Genomic DNA, 18,476 nt, shown 5'->3' with positions numbered 1-18,476 from the left:
AGTTGGAGAGGAGTAATTTATTTTATATAAAGAATTGTTCCGTTTAGAACAATTCGATTCGGAACGATAAAGGAGTGAATAAGAATGACCGAGACAAATACAAATCGGGCACGGGAGATGATGCAATCATTTTGGCGTGTGCAGCGTGTCCTGATTCGTCTCATGCATCAGACGGCGCAACAAAACGATCTCACATTACCTCAACTGCACGGTCTGATGATGTTGAATGAACAGGGTGCGATTACGCAAAAGGAACTGGTTCAGCGAACGAGAATGCCAAAGAGCACGTTAAGTCAATCATTAGATGGTCTCGTGGAGAAAGGATTGATTCGTCGGGATATCAACCCGGATAATCGGCGAGAAGTTGTGTTGACCATTGACCAATCAGGTAAACGCTTGATTGAGGAGATTGAGCGACAAGAAGAAGGGACGGAATATCAATTGAATCAAATTTTGTCTCGTCTCGATCAGGATACGTATCATCATATGCTTACAGCCCATCAACATATTGCGGATGGATTGAATGAAGGGCTCACAGATTGTGAAGGAGTGTGTCGACATGATTAAGTTATTGAAACGTCTCGTTACTTATAAATGGGCTGTTCTGATGGTTTTATTGTTTGTGTTCGCGCAGTCGTTAGCAGATTTATTTTTACCGACGTTGATGGCGGACATTATCGATAATGGGGTCGTGACGGGCGATACCGGCTACATTTGGCAAATGGGCGGAATCATGCTTGGTGTGACGGGACTTGGAGCACTTGCTGCTATTGTGGCCAGTTTTTATTCTTCAAAGGCGGCGATGGGATTTGGTCGTGACTTACGAAGACGTGTGTTCAATCATGTGGAACGCTTCTCGCTTGAAGAGTTCGATCGTGTCGGGACGGCTTCGCTCATCACACGGACGACAAACGACATCACGCAAGTGCAACAGGTCATCATCATGATGCTACGAATGGTTGTGAGTGCGCCAATCATGTTTGTCGGTGGATTGATCATGGCGACCTCGAAGGATGCGACGTTGTCTCTTGTCATTGTTGCCGCAATGCCGGTACTCGTCATCTCGATTTTCCTCATTTTTTGGAAGGCGATGCCGTTGTTTAAAAAGGTACAGAATCGATTGGATTGGCTCAATCTTGTTCTCCGAGAAAATCTGACGGGTATCCGTGTCATCCGAGCTTTCAACCGTGAAAAAGAAGAACAGGTTCGATTGACGAAAGCGAATGAACGGTTGACGGACGTATCAATCAAAGTGAACCAAATCATGGCGTTCCTAATGCCGGTCATGATGCTCGTGATGAACTTGACGGTTGTCGGCGTCATTTGGTTCGGAGGGATTCGGATTGATAACGGTGCGATGCAAATCGGAGATTTGATGGCGTTCATTCAATACGTCATGCAAATCATGTTCGCGCTCGTCATGGCATCAGTCATGTTCATCATGGTTCCTCGGGCTTCTGTGTCTGCCAACCGGATCAACGAAGTGCTCGAGATGAAACCTTCACTGATTGATGACGGGACAAAGACTGCGGACATTGAGCAAGGGACACTCGTATTTGATCACGTGACCTTCTATTATCCGGGTGCTGAAGAACCAGCGCTATCCGATGTGAGTTTTTCAGCGAATCCAGGTGAGGTCACAGCGGTGATTGGGGGTACGGGGTCCGGTAAATCGACACTCGTCAATCTGATTCCAAGATTTTACGATGTGACGTCGGGGACAATTCGCGTGAATGGTGTCGATGTCCAAGCGGTTCCACAAGAGGCACTTCGTTCGAAAATCGGGTTCGTTCCACAAAAGGCGTTGCTGTTCACAGGTACGATTGCTGAGAACATTCGATATGGGAAGACCGATGCAACAGTGGAAGAAGTCGTTCATGCCGCATCCATCGCGCAGGCAAGTGACTTTATCGAGAAGATGCCAGACCGATATGAGGCTGTGATCGAACAAGGTGGGTCAAACGTGTCGGGTGGTCAAAAACAGCGTCTGTCGATTGCGCGAGCTCTCGTTCGGAAACCGGATTTATATGTATTCGACGACAGTTTCTCGGCACTTGATTTTAAAACGGATGCCGCCCTTCGCAAAGCGTTAAAAGAAGAAACGAAAAATGCGACGGTACTGATTGTTGCACAACGTGTCAGCACGATCATGGACGCCGACCGAATCATCGTTCTAGAAGAAGGCGCCGTTGCCGGAGTCGGGACACATGAGGAATTATTTGCGACGAATGCGGTCTATCAAGAAATCGTGAAATCGCAATTGTCTGAGGAGGAAATCGCATGAGTGAGAAACAAGCAAATACGCGACAAACTCATGGGGGACACGGCGGTCCAGGAGGTCCGGGCGGTGGAAATATGATGATGATGGGCGAAAAGCCAAAAGCATTCAAAGTCACGTTCCGTCGTTTGCTTGCCTATTTGAAACCACGGCGAAACACGTTGATTGCTGTGTTTGTCGCGGCGATTTTAAGTACAATCTTTATGATTGCCGGTCCGAAAATCATGGGAATCGCCATCACCGAACTGTTTGAAGGGGCATATGCGAAGTTTACAGGTGTGCCAGGGGCAGAAATTGATTTCACGAGAATCGGACAAATTTTGTCGCTCCTCGCTGGCCTTTACGTCATCAGTAGTCTATTCAACTACGTGCAACAATATTTGATGTCCGGTGTTGCCCAAAAAACGGTCTATGATTTGCGCGAAGATGTGAACAAAAAGTTAGAACGACTTCCGCTCAAGTATTATGACGGACGCTCGAACGGGGAGACATTGAGCCGGGTGACGAATGACATCGACTTGATTGGGAGTACGCTACAACAGAGTGTCACGTCATTCATTACTTCCATCGTCACTATCATTGGGATTTTGATTATGATGCTGTCGATCAGTCCTCTGTTGACGGTCATCTCTCTTGTGTCCCTTCCGCTCACGATTTTTGCGATTCGTCCGATTTTGAAACGGTCGCAACAATATTTTTCCGATCAACAGCGTCACCTTGGACGACTGAACGGCCATGTGGAAGAAATGTATACAGGGCACGCGGTCGTCAAAGCGTTTGGTCGGGAAGAAACAGCTGTGCGTGAGTTTGACGATGTGAATGAGGAGCTTTACGATGCAGGACGGAAAGCGCAATTCATTTCCGGAATCATCATGCCGATGACGATGTTCATCGGGAACATCAGCTATGTATTGATTAGTGTCGTCGGCGGTATTTTGGTCACGCAGCGCAGCATCTCCATCGGGGACATTCAAGCGTTTATCACATATACACGTCAGTTCACCCAACCAATCACCCAGACAGCGAATATCGCGAACATCGTCCAGTCGACGGTTGCCGCGGCGGAACGTGTATTTGAACTGCTGGATGAAGAAGAAGAAGTGAAAGATGTGACGACCTATCAATTAGAACGTGCCGAAGGAAATGTCACGTTCCGTCATGTCGATTTCGGATACGGCGACGACCTACTCATTCAAGATATGAATCTCGATGTGTTGACGGGCCAAACGGTGGCCATCGTCGGTCCGACAGGCGCCGGCAAAACGACGTTGATTAATCTCCTCATGCGTTTTTATGAGTTGAACGGTGGAGAGATATTCATCGATGGGAAAGACTCGCGTAAAATGTCGAGACAAGATTTGCGACATACGTTCGGAATGGTCTTACAGGACACGTGGCTATTCAACGGGACGATTCGTGATAACATCGCCTATGGGAAAACGGGTGTGACTGAGACGGAAATCGTCAACGCGGCGAAAACGGCGCATGCGGATGCATTCATTCGAACATTGCCAGACGGATACGACACCGTGTTGAATGAAGAGGCCAATAACATTTCACAAGGTCAAAAACAGTTACTGACGATTGCGCGAGCAGTATTGGCGAACCCACCGATTATGATTTTAGACGAAGCAACGTCGAGTGTGGATACGCGTACTGAGATTTTGATTCAACAGGCGATGAAACGGCTGATGAACGGGCGGACGAGTTTCGTCATCGCTCACCGTTTATCGACCATCAAAGATGCGGATTTGATTTTGGTTATGGACCAAGGTCGGGTCATTGAGCAAGGAACACATGAATCGCTTCTTGAAGCTGGTGGTTTTTATGAAGAACTTTACAATAGTCAGTTCGCTGAAAAAGAAGTCGTATAACTAGAATACAGGTTTTGGGGCAATGTGATTAGGCAAAAGACGTACGAGATGAGTTTCGTACGTCTTTTTATTTTGTGTAACAATTACAAATCCGTTAAAATAAAAAAATGGGATAAAAAATGGAGGAACAATTATGGTTAAAATCTTACTTGCGGAAGACGAAGAAGTGCTACGCATGCTTGTTATGGATACATTAGAAGATGAAGGATATGACATCGACGAGGCACAAGATGGAATTGAGGCCTATCGATTGATTGAAGAAAATGAATATGATTTGGTCATTGTGGATCATATGATGCCCGGCATGACAGGGCTTGAAGTGATTGAAAAAGTACGGAAGTTACCAGGGCGGCAAGAGACGAAAGTGATGATGTTGACGGCGAAAAGCCAACAATCTGACCGTGATTGCGCGAACGAGATTGGTGTCGACTACTTCATTTCTAAACCGTTCAGCCCACTTGAACTCGTCAAAATCATAGGAGGCATCGTGAAGTGAAAAGGTGGTTTAAACAAAAACTCGGACGCGACATCATGGTCGTCCTTTATTCCTTCCTCGTCATTGCGTTGGTCGGATCGGCATTGACATATGTCTACATCGAGAACCGCTTAGAGGCGAATGAAGCGAGATTACGTCAGTTAGACGAACGCGTTAACCGTTTGACTACGCTTTGGGATGAGTGGCAGGCTGACCAATATGATACACGAGGCTATCTCTTGTTCGGTGACACCGCGTCGCTCGAACGTTCAAGTGCGAACGAGGCGAAGTTTCAACAAGAAATCAATTGGTTCAAAACACAAGTCCAGACGCGTCAAGGTGAGCTGTTCGCAGAAGATCTTCAGCAATTCCACGACTTTTACTATGATGTGATTATTCCGGTGACGTATGAATATGCCCAAGCCCAACAAGATGGGGAAGTCACAGAGACGTTTATCGATGCCCAAACGATTGCCGAGTTGCCGACGGCTCAGCGCCTGATTGATCAAGGGCTTGTCCAATTTAATCCGCAACGCGGAATCGACATCCTCGGACCGATTGATGAGGTAGAGTCTGCGCTCGGGGAATATCGTAAATTGATGGCATCTGAAAAAGAGAAAGTCTATATAGAATGGCGACAGAACAACAATATGCTTCAATTCTTGTGGATCATGAGCATCGCCTCGTTCGCCGTATTAATCTTATTGTTTGTCCAGCCGTTCCTACGCCGTCAAACACGTTTGATTTCACGACTTTCCATCGCATCGAACCGCTTGTTAAAAGGGGAAATCGTTGATTTGAGCGATCAGATGAAACGAGAAGATGAGATTGGGACGATGTCTCGATCGTTCCATAAGATGGCTGAGACACTTCGTGACAACGAACGTCATTTGATTGAGAAGAACCACGAACTACAGGCGCAACAAGAAGAATTGATTGCACAACAAGAAGAGTTGCAGGCACAGCAACAAGAACTAGAAGAAATTTTAGAACAGACGCAACAAAACGAGCAACACCTCGCGTATCGGAATGAATTGACGGAGACGTTAGCATCACGCGATTCGCTTACGGCCTATCCGGAAATCATCGAGAAACTGGTCACGATTACAGATTCAGAGGTCGGTGCACTCGTGTTTGTGGATGAGTCCGGCACGTATCGCGTGACGAGCCACGGCTTGAACGACACGTTGTCTCGTCAGTTGCTCGATAGCGAAAATTCCGTATTGACGCGCGCAATGACATTGAAGACGACGGTACACTCGTCGAAACAAGTCGCGAGCGACCATCCGCTCCCGTATCCGTACTATATGTTTGAGACGGCGGTACCGGTCCATGACCCGACAGATGATTCAATCATTGCCTTCATCTATCTGGTCCGATACAAAGATCGTTTCACCCAAACCCAGATGGGCGACATCATGTCATTCGCTCGTCAGCTCTCGCTTTCTCTCTTACGGATGCGTCTATTTGAAGAGATGAAACGGGAGAAAGGAAAGACGGAGCGAATTCTCGATTCGATTCGAGAAGCGGTCGTCTACATCGACCACTCGACGAATGACGTGTTCGTCAACCGTCCACTCTATGAGATGTTCCCTGAGTTAAGTGACGTCAGTTCACAAGACCTTGAAGAAGAAACGTGGGAAGAATGGCGGAATCGTCTTGTTGAAACGGTCGATCAAGCGGAGGACTTTACGAAGTATACGAATCGCCTGTTCACCGAAGATTTCCCACATGACAGTGTAAGCTTCTCGATTCGTAAGGGCGAAATGAACTTGCAGATGTATGCAGAGCGCATCATTGTCGGCGGACTTTCAAAAGGTACGCTTCTCGTCTTCCGAGATATCACGAGTGAGACAGAGGCGGAGCGATTGAAGAGTGAGTTTATCTCAACCATCTCGCATGAACTGCGTACGCCGCTCTCGTCCATCTATGGATTCACGGAATTGATGGTCAAAAAACAGTTGCCGAGTGAAAAACAAGCTAAATACTTGGAGACCATTCACTCCGAGACGGAGCGTCTGACACATCTCGTCAACGACTTCCTCGATGTGCAACGAATGGAATCCGGTAGTCAAATGTATGACCGGGAACAGCTTGATATCGAGCCGGTCGTCCGAGACATGTTGACGTTCTATGAGGCATCGTCGTTGAAACATGAATTCGAATTGATTGCAGATGATGCACGTCCATATGAATTATTCGTCGATTGCCAGAAGTTCAAACAGTTGATGAGTAATCTATTGTCGAACGCCGTGAAGTATTCTCCAAGAGGTGGAAAAATCACGGTCGAACTTGCGCATCACGAGCAAATCGTGTCCATTAAAGTGAAGGACGAAGGAATCGGGATTCCAAGTGACGCGCTCGATCGCTTATTTGATAAGTTTTATCGTGTCGACAACTCCGACAGTCGTGAAATCGGCGGTACGGGGCTCGGATTACCGATTTGTCAGGAAATCGTCCGTGGTCACAACGGCCAAATCCATGTAGAATCGATTCAGCATGAGGGCTCGACGTTCATCGTTGAAATCCCAAGCTATGAGTACGCTGTCCAAGAGGCAGAGACGACTCCTGTATAATGTATGGGCCATCCCTTGAGGATGGCTCATTTTTTAGAATCGTTCGCTTGACCAATCGGGAGAGAGTTCGTGTACAATGAAGACTGTACAACATCATAAAGGGGGGCATTTGAATGCCACTGATTGCATTCTTGCACACGCACGTTACGAGCTGGATTTTGTTACTTATTTTGTTTGCCGTGGCCTATATCGGTTATAAGAACGGCAACAAGAGTGGAAAGATCGCACATATGGCGTTTCGACTCATGTTACTCATCGCATTCGGAACAGGACTTTATCTCTACCTTCAGTTGAATGGTGGCGGGACATTCTATCACGTGAAAATCACGGTCGGTTTATTAACTTTGATCTTCGGTGAGATGACGCTCGTCAAAGTCAAAAAGAAAAAACCGTCAAACGGACTATTTGGCGGGTTTATCGTCTTGGCACTCATTACGATTTTCATCGGCTATGCATTGCCTTATGGACAATCTTTCTTCAACAGCTTTATTCAATAAGACGTTCCCACTTCGCACACCGAAGTGGGATTTTTTTGTTTGTACACAAATTATTAGGGGAAAATAAAAAAATCAGTAATTACGACGATGAGGTGAAACGATGGATCAACAGATGATGGAATGGACACGAGTTTTACACGCACGGAAATGGATGAAACAAACTGAATCATTTTTACCCTTATGGCACGGCTATATCGGCTACAAGTTCGGACTATTCGATGCGCTTCAAGGTGGCGCGAGCATGGCGGAGATGAATTTACGTCTAAAACGCCCATTGACACAACTTGCGCTAGAGCGTTGGTTAGAAGTCGGGGTCGCCGTCCGTCATTTGAAAAAGAGAGGCTGGCGCTACTATCCGACGCGTGGATTAAAATATCAATTATCCGGTAACGATGAACGGAGCATCGGGTTCATGCTTCAAGAAATGATGGAGCTTCATATCCCCGCGTTAATCGCTTATCCGGAATTTCTAGAGTCTGGGAAGCAAAAGACGTTTGATGGAGCTGAACACGGTCAAGTCGTCGCGAAGACATCGACACTCGTCGAAACGGTCGCATTTCCAATCGTGCAACAACTTTTACGACAGGCAAATGTCGAATCGATGCTCGATATTGGATGTGGGCACGGCGGCTACTTACGTAAACTCCAAGCGCTCGAACCGAGTTGGGAACTGACAGGCATCGATTTAGAGGAAGAGGTAATCGAAGAGGCACGCTCGCGAGACGAGAGTGGCGACATTCATTTCGAAGTAGCTGACTTCATGAACTGGGAAACAGAAGAGCAATTCGATGCGGTGATGATGAACAATATGCTGTATTACTTCTCACCAGAAGAACGTATCAAGTTGCTTGAGAGACTACGGGAGCGTTTAGAAGAAAAGGGTGTCGCCATTCTCGTGACCCCGCTCGCCGAAACAGCGCTCGGTGGACGATTCGCTTCCGCGTTCAATGCGTTCATGACACTCCACGATAATCTGTACCCGCTTCCGACCATTCCACGATTGCGCCGGCAGATGCAAGAAGTAGGTTTTGATCAAATTCGCTTCATCCCATTCATTCCGGAAGGTTCTTGGTATATCGTCATCGCTGAGCGAGGAAAGACGAACCTGCTCAATCAACCGATTCAAAATTGAACTTGTCTCCCGTCATTCCTATAATGATAGAGAAGCATAAGAGACTATTCACATAGGGAGTTGTTGAGTGTGTCGAAACAAAGAGTTGCCGTTATTGGGGCAGGACCAGGTGGGTTGGCTGCAGCGATGCTACTGGCGCATCGCGGTGTAGACGTCACCGTATTTGAGAAACAACCGTTTGTAGGCGGAAGAACGTCGCGCTTAGAAGTAGGTGAATTTGCGTTCGACCGAGGACCTACGTTTTTGAATATGCCTTATATTTTAGAAGAAATTTTTGAAGAGACAGGGCGTAATCTGCATGATTATGTCGAGATGAAGCAGTTGGAGCCGATGTATGATTTGTACTTCGACCGTGGGACGCGTCAACTCTCGATGACAACAGATCGTGATCAGATGTATCGCGCCATCGAAGAACAATTTCCAGGGAATGGCGAAGGTTACGAACGGTTCATGAGTGAACAGGCGATCAAACTGTCTAAATTGATGCCTGTGCTTCAGACCGCACATGACAAGCTTACCGACTATGTCTCGTTACGCGTGCTCAAGGCGCTACCGTTCCTCTCGATCGGTAAATCGCTTTATGACGTCTTGTCCGAGTACTTCACGAGCGAAGAGCTGAAGTATGCGTTCACGTTTCAGGCTAAATATTTGGGGATGTCCGCTTGGGAATGTCCGGGTGGATTCTCCATCTTGTCTTACATGGAACACGCCTACGGAGTGCATCACCCGATTGGCGGAGTGAACCAGCTGTGTCATGCGATGGCGAAAGTGATTGAAGAAGAGGGAGGCGTCATTCGTTTAGGCGAACCGGTAGAGCGTCTTCTCATGGATGATCAAAACGTGACCGGTCTCGTGTCCGGGAATGTCCATTATGCGTTTGATGAAGTAGTGATTGGTGCTGACTTCGCACATGCGATGACGTCGCTCGTTCCAGACGGTAAACTAACGAAGTGGAGTCCGACTCAACTCAAGAAGAAGCGTTACTCGTGCTCGACATTCATGCTTTATCTCGGGCTCGACCATGTCTACGAAGATGTGGCGCATCACTCGATTCACTTCGCGGACGATTATGAATTGAATGTCAAAGAGATGACACAAGAATTGAAATTGAGCGAGGACTTCTCGTTTTATGTACAGAATGCCTCACGCATCGACCCGACACTTGCGCCTCCTGGCAAGTCATCGCTTTACGTTCTCGTACCGGTGCCGAACAATTTATCTGGCCTCCCGTGGGAGACGTTACAAGCGACCATGACAGAGCGCGTTCTCGACGCGCTTGAAACACGTTCCCCTTACCGAAATATCCGTCAACACATCGAGGTGATGGAGGCGTTGACGCCTGAGGACTGGGAAGCGTTTGGTGTATATGAAGGTGCAACGTTCAATCTAGGGCACAACTTATCGCAGATGATGTATTTCCGCCCGCATAACCAATTCGAAGAGCTCGACAACGTCTGGCTCGTCGGGGGTGGGACCCACCCAGGAAGTGGGCTGCCGACCATCTTTGAATCAGCGCGGATCACGACGAACCTTTTGCGTGACCGGGCAGGTGTCGGCCGATGAATATTAGCTTTGTCGGAGCAGGGGTCGGTACACTATATGCCGCCCTCTTATTGACGAAACGCAATCCGTCACTTCAAATCACGATATATGAGAAAGAGGACCGGCTCGGTGGACGCTTGAACTACGTTGAATTCGATAATGGGGCGAAAGTCGATGAAGGTCCAACCATCGTCTTATTGCCGAGTAAATTGAAACAACAACTGATTGAGGCGGGTCTTCCTGAACATGAAGTGGAATTGATTGAAGTCGATCCACTTTACCGCTTACGTTATCAAGACGGGACATCATTCTATAAATATCGGGAAATCGAGAGACAGGCGGAAGAAATCGAACGAACTTTCGGCGAAGGAGATGCCTTCCGTCAGTACATGTCCCAAAAGAAAGAAGAGTATCGGATTGGCTTCGATACGTTTTTAGATCGTAGTTATGCCTCAAAAGCGGAGTTGTTCGAGCCTAAACTACTTCTCCTTCTCATGCGGTTAAAAGCATATGAGACGGCTCATGCGAATATGAAACGCTTCTTTGAAGACGAACGTTTACGTGTCGCCTATAGTTTACAAACGCTCTATATCGGCGGAAATCCTTATGCCACTCCTTCGTTATATGGACTCATTCCTTATCGTGAACAAGAAGAAGGAGTCTGGTATGTAAAAGGAGGATATTTTTCGCTGGCGACGAAAATGGAACAAGAGTTGAAGCGTCGAGGTGTTCGTTTCGAGATGAATGCTACCGTCAATCGTGTCCATGTCACGGACGGGGTGGCCAATGGAGTCACGGTAAATGACGAATATGTACCGTATGATGCAGTCGTCGTGAACGGTGATTTTCCACTCATGGAGCGCCTGATTGATGGTGTGACGCCAAAGACGTATGAACCGTCAAGCGGTACGTTACTTCTTTATTTCGCCGTCAACGGCGAACTCGACTTACCGGTTCACCAATTCGATTTACCGAATGATTTTGAAGGATCGATGCGTACGATCTTTGAGGATGGTAAACTAAGTGAGTATCCAGCGATGTACACCTTTAATCCATCGCGAATGGATGCAACCCTCGCGCCAGAAGGAACGAGTGTATTATATGTTCTTGTCCCGGTTCCTCGAAAATTGGAACGAGAAGACTTTGAGGCACAAGGGACAATCGAACACCTATTAGGAAGAATCGAGGCATTCATGCCTGATTTCCGTGAACGCGTCATCGAGATGAAAGTCCGGACACCGATGGATGCTGAGCGATTCGGATTGTTCGAAGGAGGAAGTTTTGGGATTGCACCAAAGTTATCTCAGTCAGCCGCCTTCAAACCGCAAGCGAGACCATTCCCGAAAATCGAACGTCTCTATGCGGTGGGCGCATCCGTCCATCCATGCGGTGGCGTCCCTATCGTTATGATTGGGTCGCAATTACTTGTGAAAAAAATGGAAGAAGAAATGGGGGCAATGCATCGTGACGACACAAGAAGCGTATCGTCAATGTGAGGAAATCATGAAGAAGGGCTCGTTAACCTTTTACCGGGCCTTCTCTTTGCTCTCAAAACCAGACCGTCAAGCGGTCATGGCAGTATATACTTTCTGTCGCACCCTCGATGATGCGGTCGATGAATCAGACCGTCCAGAAGAGAGTTTGACAGCATTTTTGCATGACTTCGACCGCTTTTTAGCTGGTTACGACCAAGATGAAGCACTATGGGTTGCCCTTCGTGATGTATGGAAACGTTATGACATGGACGTCGAACCATTTTTTGAATTGGCGGAAGGGATGAAATGGGACTTACATAAGTCGCGGTATGAAACGCTCGAAGAGACCGAGCAGTATAGCTATTATGCAGCGAGCACGGTCGGTCTGATGCTGCTCCCGATCCTTGTCCCAAATCAGGACGCTGCGACGACACGTCAGCTAAGGCAAGGCGCCATCGACCTTGGCATTGCGATGCAACTGACCAATATTTTACGTGATGTCGGTGAAGATTTGAATCGAGACCGCATCTATTTACCCCGTACGATGATGCGTCAGTACGGTGTGAGTGAAGCGATGTTACACCAACGAGAAGTGACCCCTGTCTTTATCGATCTATGGGAGGCGTTGGCGAATCGTGCAGAGTTCTTGTATGAACGGGCACGCGAAACCCATCATCTGTATCCACTCGCGAGTCGAAAGCCGGTACAAGCAGCGGCTCTTCTCTATGAAGGGATTCTTGATGCGGCACGTGCGAATCGACATGACGTCTTTACAAAGCGGGCATACGTATCGACCTTACAAAAAGGAAAGTTGTTGGCAAAACTATAAGCGATTCGATTCCCTGTAGACGCTCGATGGCGTCTACAGTTTTTTGTACGCAAAAAAACCACTTTTGGCGGGGGACCAAAAGTGGCGTAAGCGTTATGTGATTCATTCATCGGGGAAACGAATGAATCGGTTTGTGATGAAGCCCTAAAGATGTGCCGGGATTCATGGGGAATGAATCAGTTGGGACATCTTCGTCGAAACAGGATGCTTGATGGACTAAGGGGGAACATCATACGCAAGCTGTCTCAACTACGGGATACGAGTGGGGAAACTCGCTCATCACTTTTTCTCGGGTGTGACAAGTTCAAAACGCGATGAGGCTCGGGGAAGCCATTCGATCGCTACAGGTGTAACAAACGCTACAGAACTGCTTGAACTCGAATATGATATTATCACGTCTTTCAATTGTCGACAAGTGTCGAAACTCGCGTTCACAAAATGTTCATATTGTCAGAGGTATGTCCTCTAACATCGATCGTGCAGCGAATTGTCCTGAAAGCGTCACCATCGGACTGCCACCGCCAGGATGAGTCGAACCGCCAGCGAACCAGATGTTCGATACATCTGTCGATCGCGGTGCAGGTCTAAAAAATGCCCCTTTTTTCGAGTTGGCCGATGTGCCATAAAGTGCGCCATAATACGCATAAAAATCACGGGTCAAATCTTGTGGGGTCACCCGTTTATGGTAGAGCACCTCTTCTTCTTCCCAATCCACACCGAACATACGTAATCGTCTGCGAATCAAATGCTCATACGTATCTGCATCAATGTCGGTCAGATGTGCCGGCGCATTGACGAGGATGAACAGGTTGTCTCCTGCCTCGCCCATCGACGGATCGGTTGCGGATGAATTCGAAATATAGATTGTCGGTTCGTCCGCATAACGTTCTTCTTGGAAAAGTGCTTTAAATTCCCGTTCATAGTCGTCTGAGAAATAGACGTTATGGTGTGCCAAGTTCAATCGTTTGGACAATCCGACCATCATGACGAATGCGGAAATGGAAGGTTCGACCGTGTCGCGTGTCGGGACCGGGAAAGATGGTCGGTCTTTTGCGTCGACGAGTCGTGGGTATTGCGTCAAGAGTTCACCGTTGAGAAGAACGGCATCACACGAGATGACTTCTTGGTCATCGACGACGACCTCATGTGCTTTTCCGTTCAACACATCAATTTTCGTCACTTCATGACCGAGTCGGAACGTCACTCCGAGTTCGCTCGCCCGTTTGGCGAACCCTTTTGCGATATTCCAGTTTCCACCTTTCGCAAAATAGACACCTTCATTCAATTCCAAATGTGCGATAAGGGCGAACGTACCTGGCGTCACGTATGGACTGCTACCAATGTACGTCGCATAGCGGTCGAGCGCCTGAATAATGCGTGGGTCCTTGAAATACTTCTTGTGAAGGGCGTGCAAACTTTGAAGTGGATGCACTTTGACCATGTCCGCCCAAAGACCGGGATCCAACTTTGTGTCCATTTGTGTGAAGAAGCGCTTATTCGCAATGTCGAACAGCTTTTCAGCTTCATCTAGATAGGCGCGCATCTGATTGTGTTTCAACTGGTCACCGGTCAAACGCCGTACTTCGACCTCAAGTTTTGCCCGATCGGCACTGAACGTGAAGGATGACCCGTCTGTGTAGTGGTTGACGGTATGTTGATCGAGCTTGATTAACTCAAAATAGTCATCCGGATTGGCCCCGCTATTTCGAATGACTGAACGAAATACATCCGGCATCGTGATCGTATTTGGACCAAAGTCGAACCGGTGACCGTCGGTTATAATGGGCATGAGTTTGCCACCGACATGTTGATTCTTTTCAATGACCGTGACGTCATAACCTCGTGCTGCGAGCGTGACGGCGGCGCTTAGTCCACCGAGACCAGCCCCAATCACTACGATTTGTTTCATACAATTGTCCCCCTTTAGACGTCTGCTTAGGAATAGTGACGACCTTTCCACGTGATGGGCAACCGTCTCCATTTACGAATGACGGCGTTCCCGAGTAAGGTCAAGTAAGCGATTAAACTGAGTGGATGGTACCATGTACCGGACCCATTTGATTTCAGATCGACAGCGAGACGCGCGAGGAGCACGAAAATCGCTGCGCTAATCGTCTGCCAACTCGGTGAAAAGATCCAAGCGAGCATAGCCGTCAACTGGATGCCGTAATATGTCATGAAGTACAAGGCGAGTCCTACTGATTCATTCATTCCCTTGAATACGTTCTTTGAAAACCCGGTCCACACTTCTTCATTCGTTTCATACATGTCGCAGGAGATGAACGGGGAGACTTGAACGAGTGACGTGACTTTTTGATGACGTTTGAACGTTCGACATAAATCGATATCATCAATCAACGACGTTCGAATAGCAGCATGTCCGCCAACTTCCTCGTAGCTGTTCCGCTCGACGAGTACGTTCATGCCATTCGCCGCGGCAAATGCGGGGTGTTTCACTTTACGCCAAAACAAAGGCAGATGTTGGGCGATGAGCACGTGTTGCATCGGAATCAACAATTTCCCGAGAAATGTTGACGTCGGAAATTGAGGGAAACCTGATAAAAAGACGGCCTGCTCTCGAGCGAGCGTGGCATGCATGCGGGCGATAAAACTCGAATCGATCGTGACGTCCGCATCTAAAAAGAGAAGATACGGTTCAGTCGTGCGTGATGCTAGTTGATGACAAGCATGAACTTTTCCGGCCCAGTCATGGGGCAAAGGAACACCTTGGATGACGGTAAAACGGGTATCGCTCCCAATTGCATGATTCAATTTTTCATATGTATCATCTTCAGAGCGGTCCTCGTAGATATAGACGTGAGTCCCTTCCGGTATCGCCTGCTTTAAGTTCGAAATCAGTCGTTCAACGTGACGCGACTCATTGCGCATCGGGATGCAGACGGCTGTCGCCGGTGTGCGTCCTGGGTCGGCGAGCGGTCTCAAGAACGAAAGATTGATTAGGGTAAAGATAAACATCGAGAGGGTGAGCAGCCATAAGATCATGAACGTCCCCTCCCAAGTCGGAACATCGTTTCTGTCCATTCAGCAAGATTACGACGTGGTCGAAAGAGCGGCACATAGGCATCAGACCGAATGATGGCGTCTTGTCGCACGTCGTCATAGAGCGCCTCGAGTGCTTGCGCGATTTCCTGCTTCTGAGCTCGTCGTGTCATCGACGTCACGACTACTGTTCGAAAGCGGACATATACAAGGGGTTCCGCATGGTTCTCAAACGAATAGTACATGGCGCATAATTGGACGGGGCGGTCGTTCAGTAACAACGTTGCGCCAGACTCGATTTCGACAGGTCGAAGTTCCTGTGGCATCTCTTGTCCTTGAGGGAACATCCAGACGGATTTCCCGGACGCGAGCAATTCATTCGCATAAGCCAGTGAGGCCCGTACATCGGAGAGACTTCCTTTTTTCACCGAGAAGGCACCGAGGTGTCGAAAGAACGGGAAGCGACGTAGTCCATCCTCATCCATCAACACATGAATATCGTGTCGTAAAAAATGTTCATTGATCATATACATGATGAGACCGTCCCACCACGCGCTATGTGTACTTAAAAATAATCCGGGGGTCGGAACGTCGTCCGTTCGGATATAAATGTTATGGAAGGTGGGACGTATTTGACGTTCCCGCACGAACGTCGAGAACAGGTTATTGAACCATTTCTTTTTGTGTGACTCGATCATCACGACCCCTCCTTTCAAGTAGAATCACTCCGGATGTGAGGATGCTGAGGAGCCCGATGCCATAGAGACCTGCATTAACAGCCGTGACACCGAAGAGTGCGTGAAGCATGACGAACAAATAGACGCCGTGCCGGATGAACAAGGAATCAACAGCGCGTTCGTGACGCTGTAACAACCATGAGAAAATAAGGGATAACCCGAACCAACCGATAAAGTTTTGTGTCGGGATATCATAGTATAAGCCGTCATTCGCCCATTCCCAGTAGCCTTTCACGTTTGCCGCTACGGGATCGATTGCCATATCGAGCCATACGGCGAGAATCGGAACGAGCCATAAAATATTGTGGCGGAATGTGAAGAGACGGGCAACGGCAAAACTAGAGCCGATCACGGCAAGCCATGCCGCACCGATTGTGACAGGGACTCCAAACACTGTCGGACCGAACGCCTCAGCATAAACGTATTCGCTGAACGGGAATCCCGTCTTTACGCCGAGTGTTTCAACGGCGATTGAACCGAAGAAAATAAACGGAACAATCCAAGCTCCTTGTCGAATTCCTTGATAAAGAATCGTTCCACCAATCGCCCCGGCTAGCCATAAAAAGACGGGGTTTGCCCACTCGAGCCAAGGTGGAAGCAGGTCGAATCCAACTAAAATCAACCCAATGAAATACCAAACAATAAACCATTTCCAAATAAACGGATACACTTTCATTCCATCACCTCTACTTTTTATTCTAAAGCTCATTGAAGTCTTCGTCTAACAAATGCATGTACAAAAAAGAGCCTCGCTGAACGAGACTCTCAATTGGCCATCCGTTTTCGTCTTTTCACGAACGAGAAGGCGATGAATAAGACATAGAACGGGATGGCGATGAACCAAAATGTCGGCCATTCTTTCCAACGTGCGAACATCATATACGTCACATAGACGAGACTGATGGTAATGATGAACGAGTGACGTGGCAATGGTACATCTTTAAAACTCGGGATACGAACACGGCTGACCATCAACAAGGCGAGCCCTGTAAAGAAAATCGGTGTCAACAGTTCACTGACGCGGTCACCGAACGTTGTGATGACAGCGAGAAGTCCCCCGGCGGCCGTGATCGGGACACCAGAGAAATAACTCGCTGCAACGTTTGTCGCAGATAAATTGAAGCGAGCCAGACGATAGGCGCCGAATAGCGGGAAAAGTGCCGCAAAAAACAATCCATAATTGCCGTAATCAATAAAGAAGGTGTAATAAGCGAGCATCGCCGGTGCGACCCCGAACGTTACGATGTCAGCGAGTGAGTCCAATTCTTTCCCAAAATCGCCAGCGACCCCGAGCATACGGGCGAGGCGCCCGTCTAAACTGTCGAGCATCATCGCGATGATGATTAACAGTGTGGCGTTTGAGAAGTCACCACGTGCGGCGTAGACGATGGCGACGACACCACAAAATAAATTTCCGAACGTAAAGGAGTTTGGCACCCACGAACGGATACGTTCTTTCCACATAATTTTGCCCCCAGTAAGGTCATTGGCTGAACCAGTGCCCGTTTGTAAATTGCAGTAAATCTTCAGGTGTTAATTCGATTTGATAGCCGCGTTTTCCGGCAGAAATGGTGATCGTCTCTCTGTCTTGAGCTGCTTCGTGCAGATAGACAGGGAACGGCTTCTTCGCCCCAATCGGAGAGACTCCTCCTCGAATATAACCGGTCAATGTCTCGAGCTCTTTTATCGGGACGGTCGATGCTTTCTTCGCCCCCCAAGCTTTTGCGGCTGCTTTTAAATCGATGTCACGCTCTCCAGAGATGAGAAAGAAGGCATATTGCTTTTTCTCGTTCATGAGACAAATCGTTTTATACAGTTCGTCGAGCGGTTTATTCAATGTCATCGCCACATGTTTAGCTGAGACATCGGTGTCATCAACTTCATACGTATGATAGGTGAACGGAATCTTCTTCTGTTTCAGTTGCCGAGCGGCGTTTGTCAGTTGCATCTGACTCATCCTTTCGTGACCGACTCCTTTTAGAATAGCAAATCAACCAACTTCCCGGCAATTGAACTTCAAAAAACTTTTCAGTAAAGGAAGGAGTTTGAAGGAATGACGAA

Annotated in this window: 16 protein-coding genes; 10 read left to right on the top strand and 6 right to left on the bottom strand. The window is 47.9% G+C overall.

Annotated features, from left to right (window positions below; genetic code table 11):
* Nucleotides 1-84: 84 nt before the first annotated feature.
* The 10 genes from BBB58_RS13180 (at nucleotide 85) to BBB58_RS13135 (ending at nucleotide 12,678) form a co-directional block, all read left to right on the top strand.
* Complete coding sequence (locus tag BBB58_RS13180) at nucleotides 85-567, top strand: MarR family winged helix-turn-helix transcriptional regulator (protein ID WP_074037656.1); 483 nt, start codon at nucleotides 85-87, stop codon at nucleotides 565-567.
* Entirely contained in the window at nucleotides 560-2,284 is a 1,725-nt protein-coding gene (locus BBB58_RS13175) for an ABC transporter ATP-binding protein (RefSeq protein ID WP_074037655.1), read from the top strand. The genes BBB58_RS13180 and BBB58_RS13175 overlap by 8 nt, the downstream gene beginning before the upstream one ends.
* Nucleotides 2,281-4,152 carry an ABC transporter ATP-binding protein gene (locus BBB58_RS13170; RefSeq protein ID WP_074037654.1) on the top strand — a complete coding sequence of 624 codons (1,872 nt, stop codon included), beginning with the start codon at nucleotides 2,281-2,283 and terminating at the stop codon, nucleotides 4,150-4,152. The genes BBB58_RS13175 and BBB58_RS13170 overlap by 4 nt, the downstream gene beginning before the upstream one ends.
* 133 nt (nucleotides 4,153-4,285) lie before the next feature.
* Entirely contained in the window at nucleotides 4,286-4,648 is a 363-nt protein-coding gene (locus BBB58_RS13165; RefSeq protein WP_015880966.1) for a response regulator, read from the top strand.
* Entirely contained in the window at nucleotides 4,645-7,203 is a 2,559-nt protein-coding gene (locus BBB58_RS13160) for a sensor histidine kinase (RefSeq protein ID WP_084543107.1), read from the top strand. Before BBB58_RS13165 ends, BBB58_RS13160 begins: the two co-directional genes overlap by 4 nt.
* A gap of 113 nt (nucleotides 7,204-7,316) precedes the next feature.
* Nucleotides 7,317-7,700: a YisL family protein gene (locus BBB58_RS13155; RefSeq protein WP_015880968.1), complete on the top strand. Its 384-nt coding sequence runs from the start codon at nucleotides 7,317-7,319 to the stop codon at nucleotides 7,698-7,700.
* Nucleotides 7,701-7,800: 100 nt separating this feature from the next.
* Nucleotides 7,801-8,832, top strand: a complete 1,032-nt coding sequence (locus BBB58_RS13150) for a class I SAM-dependent methyltransferase (protein ID WP_074037653.1) — start codon at nucleotides 7,801-7,803, stop codon at nucleotides 8,830-8,832.
* A 69-nt stretch (nucleotides 8,833-8,901) separates the two neighbouring features.
* Complete coding sequence (locus BBB58_RS13145) at nucleotides 8,902-10,395, top strand: phytoene desaturase family protein (protein WP_074037652.1); 1,494 nt, start codon at nucleotides 8,902-8,904, stop codon at nucleotides 10,393-10,395.
* Entirely contained in the window at nucleotides 10,392-11,870 is a 1,479-nt protein-coding gene (locus BBB58_RS13140; RefSeq protein WP_074037651.1) for a phytoene desaturase family protein, read from the top strand. The genes BBB58_RS13145 and BBB58_RS13140 overlap by 4 nt, the downstream gene beginning before the upstream one ends.
* Nucleotides 11,839-12,678 carry a phytoene/squalene synthase family protein gene (locus BBB58_RS13135; RefSeq protein WP_084543106.1) on the top strand — a complete coding sequence of 280 codons (840 nt, stop codon included), beginning with the start codon at nucleotides 11,839-11,841 and terminating at the stop codon, nucleotides 12,676-12,678. Before BBB58_RS13140 ends, BBB58_RS13135 begins: the two co-directional genes overlap by 32 nt.
* A gap of 442 nt (nucleotides 12,679-13,120) precedes the next feature.
* Here the strand turns inward: BBB58_RS13135 and BBB58_RS13130 are convergent, their stop codons facing one another.
* The 6 genes from BBB58_RS13130 to ybaK all read right to left on the bottom strand — a co-directional run bounded on the left by BBB58_RS13130 (nucleotide 13,121) and on the right by ybaK (nucleotide 18,363).
* Entirely contained in the window at nucleotides 13,121-14,587 is a 1,467-nt protein-coding gene (locus BBB58_RS13130; protein WP_074037650.1) for a phytoene desaturase family protein, read from the bottom strand.
* A gap of 26 nt (nucleotides 14,588-14,613) precedes the next feature.
* Entirely contained in the window at nucleotides 14,614-15,681 is a 1,068-nt protein-coding gene (locus BBB58_RS13125; RefSeq protein WP_074037649.1) for a glycosyltransferase family 2 protein, read from the bottom strand.
* A complete protein-coding gene (locus BBB58_RS13120) occupies nucleotides 15,678-16,376 on the bottom strand; it encodes a lysophospholipid acyltransferase family protein (protein ID WP_074037648.1) in 699 nt (232 codons plus the stop codon). Before BBB58_RS13120 ends, BBB58_RS13125 begins: the two co-directional genes overlap by 4 nt.
* Entirely contained in the window at nucleotides 16,342-17,091 is a 750-nt protein-coding gene (locus tag BBB58_RS13115) for a carotenoid biosynthesis protein (RefSeq protein WP_074037647.1), read from the bottom strand. Before BBB58_RS13115 ends, BBB58_RS13120 begins: the two co-directional genes overlap by 35 nt.
* Nucleotides 17,092-17,180: 89 nt before the next feature.
* Nucleotides 17,181-17,879, bottom strand: a complete 699-nt coding sequence (pssA, locus tag BBB58_RS13110; RefSeq protein WP_074037646.1) for a CDP-diacylglycerol--serine O-phosphatidyltransferase — start codon at nucleotides 17,877-17,879, stop codon at nucleotides 17,181-17,183.
* Between the two features lie 19 nt (nucleotides 17,880-17,898).
* A complete protein-coding gene (gene ybaK, locus BBB58_RS13105) occupies nucleotides 17,899-18,363 on the bottom strand; it encodes a Cys-tRNA(Pro) deacylase (RefSeq protein WP_084543105.1) in 465 nt (154 codons plus the stop codon).
* Nucleotides 18,364-18,476 lie beyond the last annotated feature (113 nt).

This window comes from Exiguobacterium profundum (assembly GCF_001909285.1).
Taxonomy (GTDB): Bacteria; Bacillota; Bacilli; order Exiguobacteriales; family Exiguobacteriaceae; genus Exiguobacterium; species Exiguobacterium profundum.
Note: the sequence above shows the minus strand (reverse complement) of the source record. Positions and strands in the feature narration are given on the sequence as shown.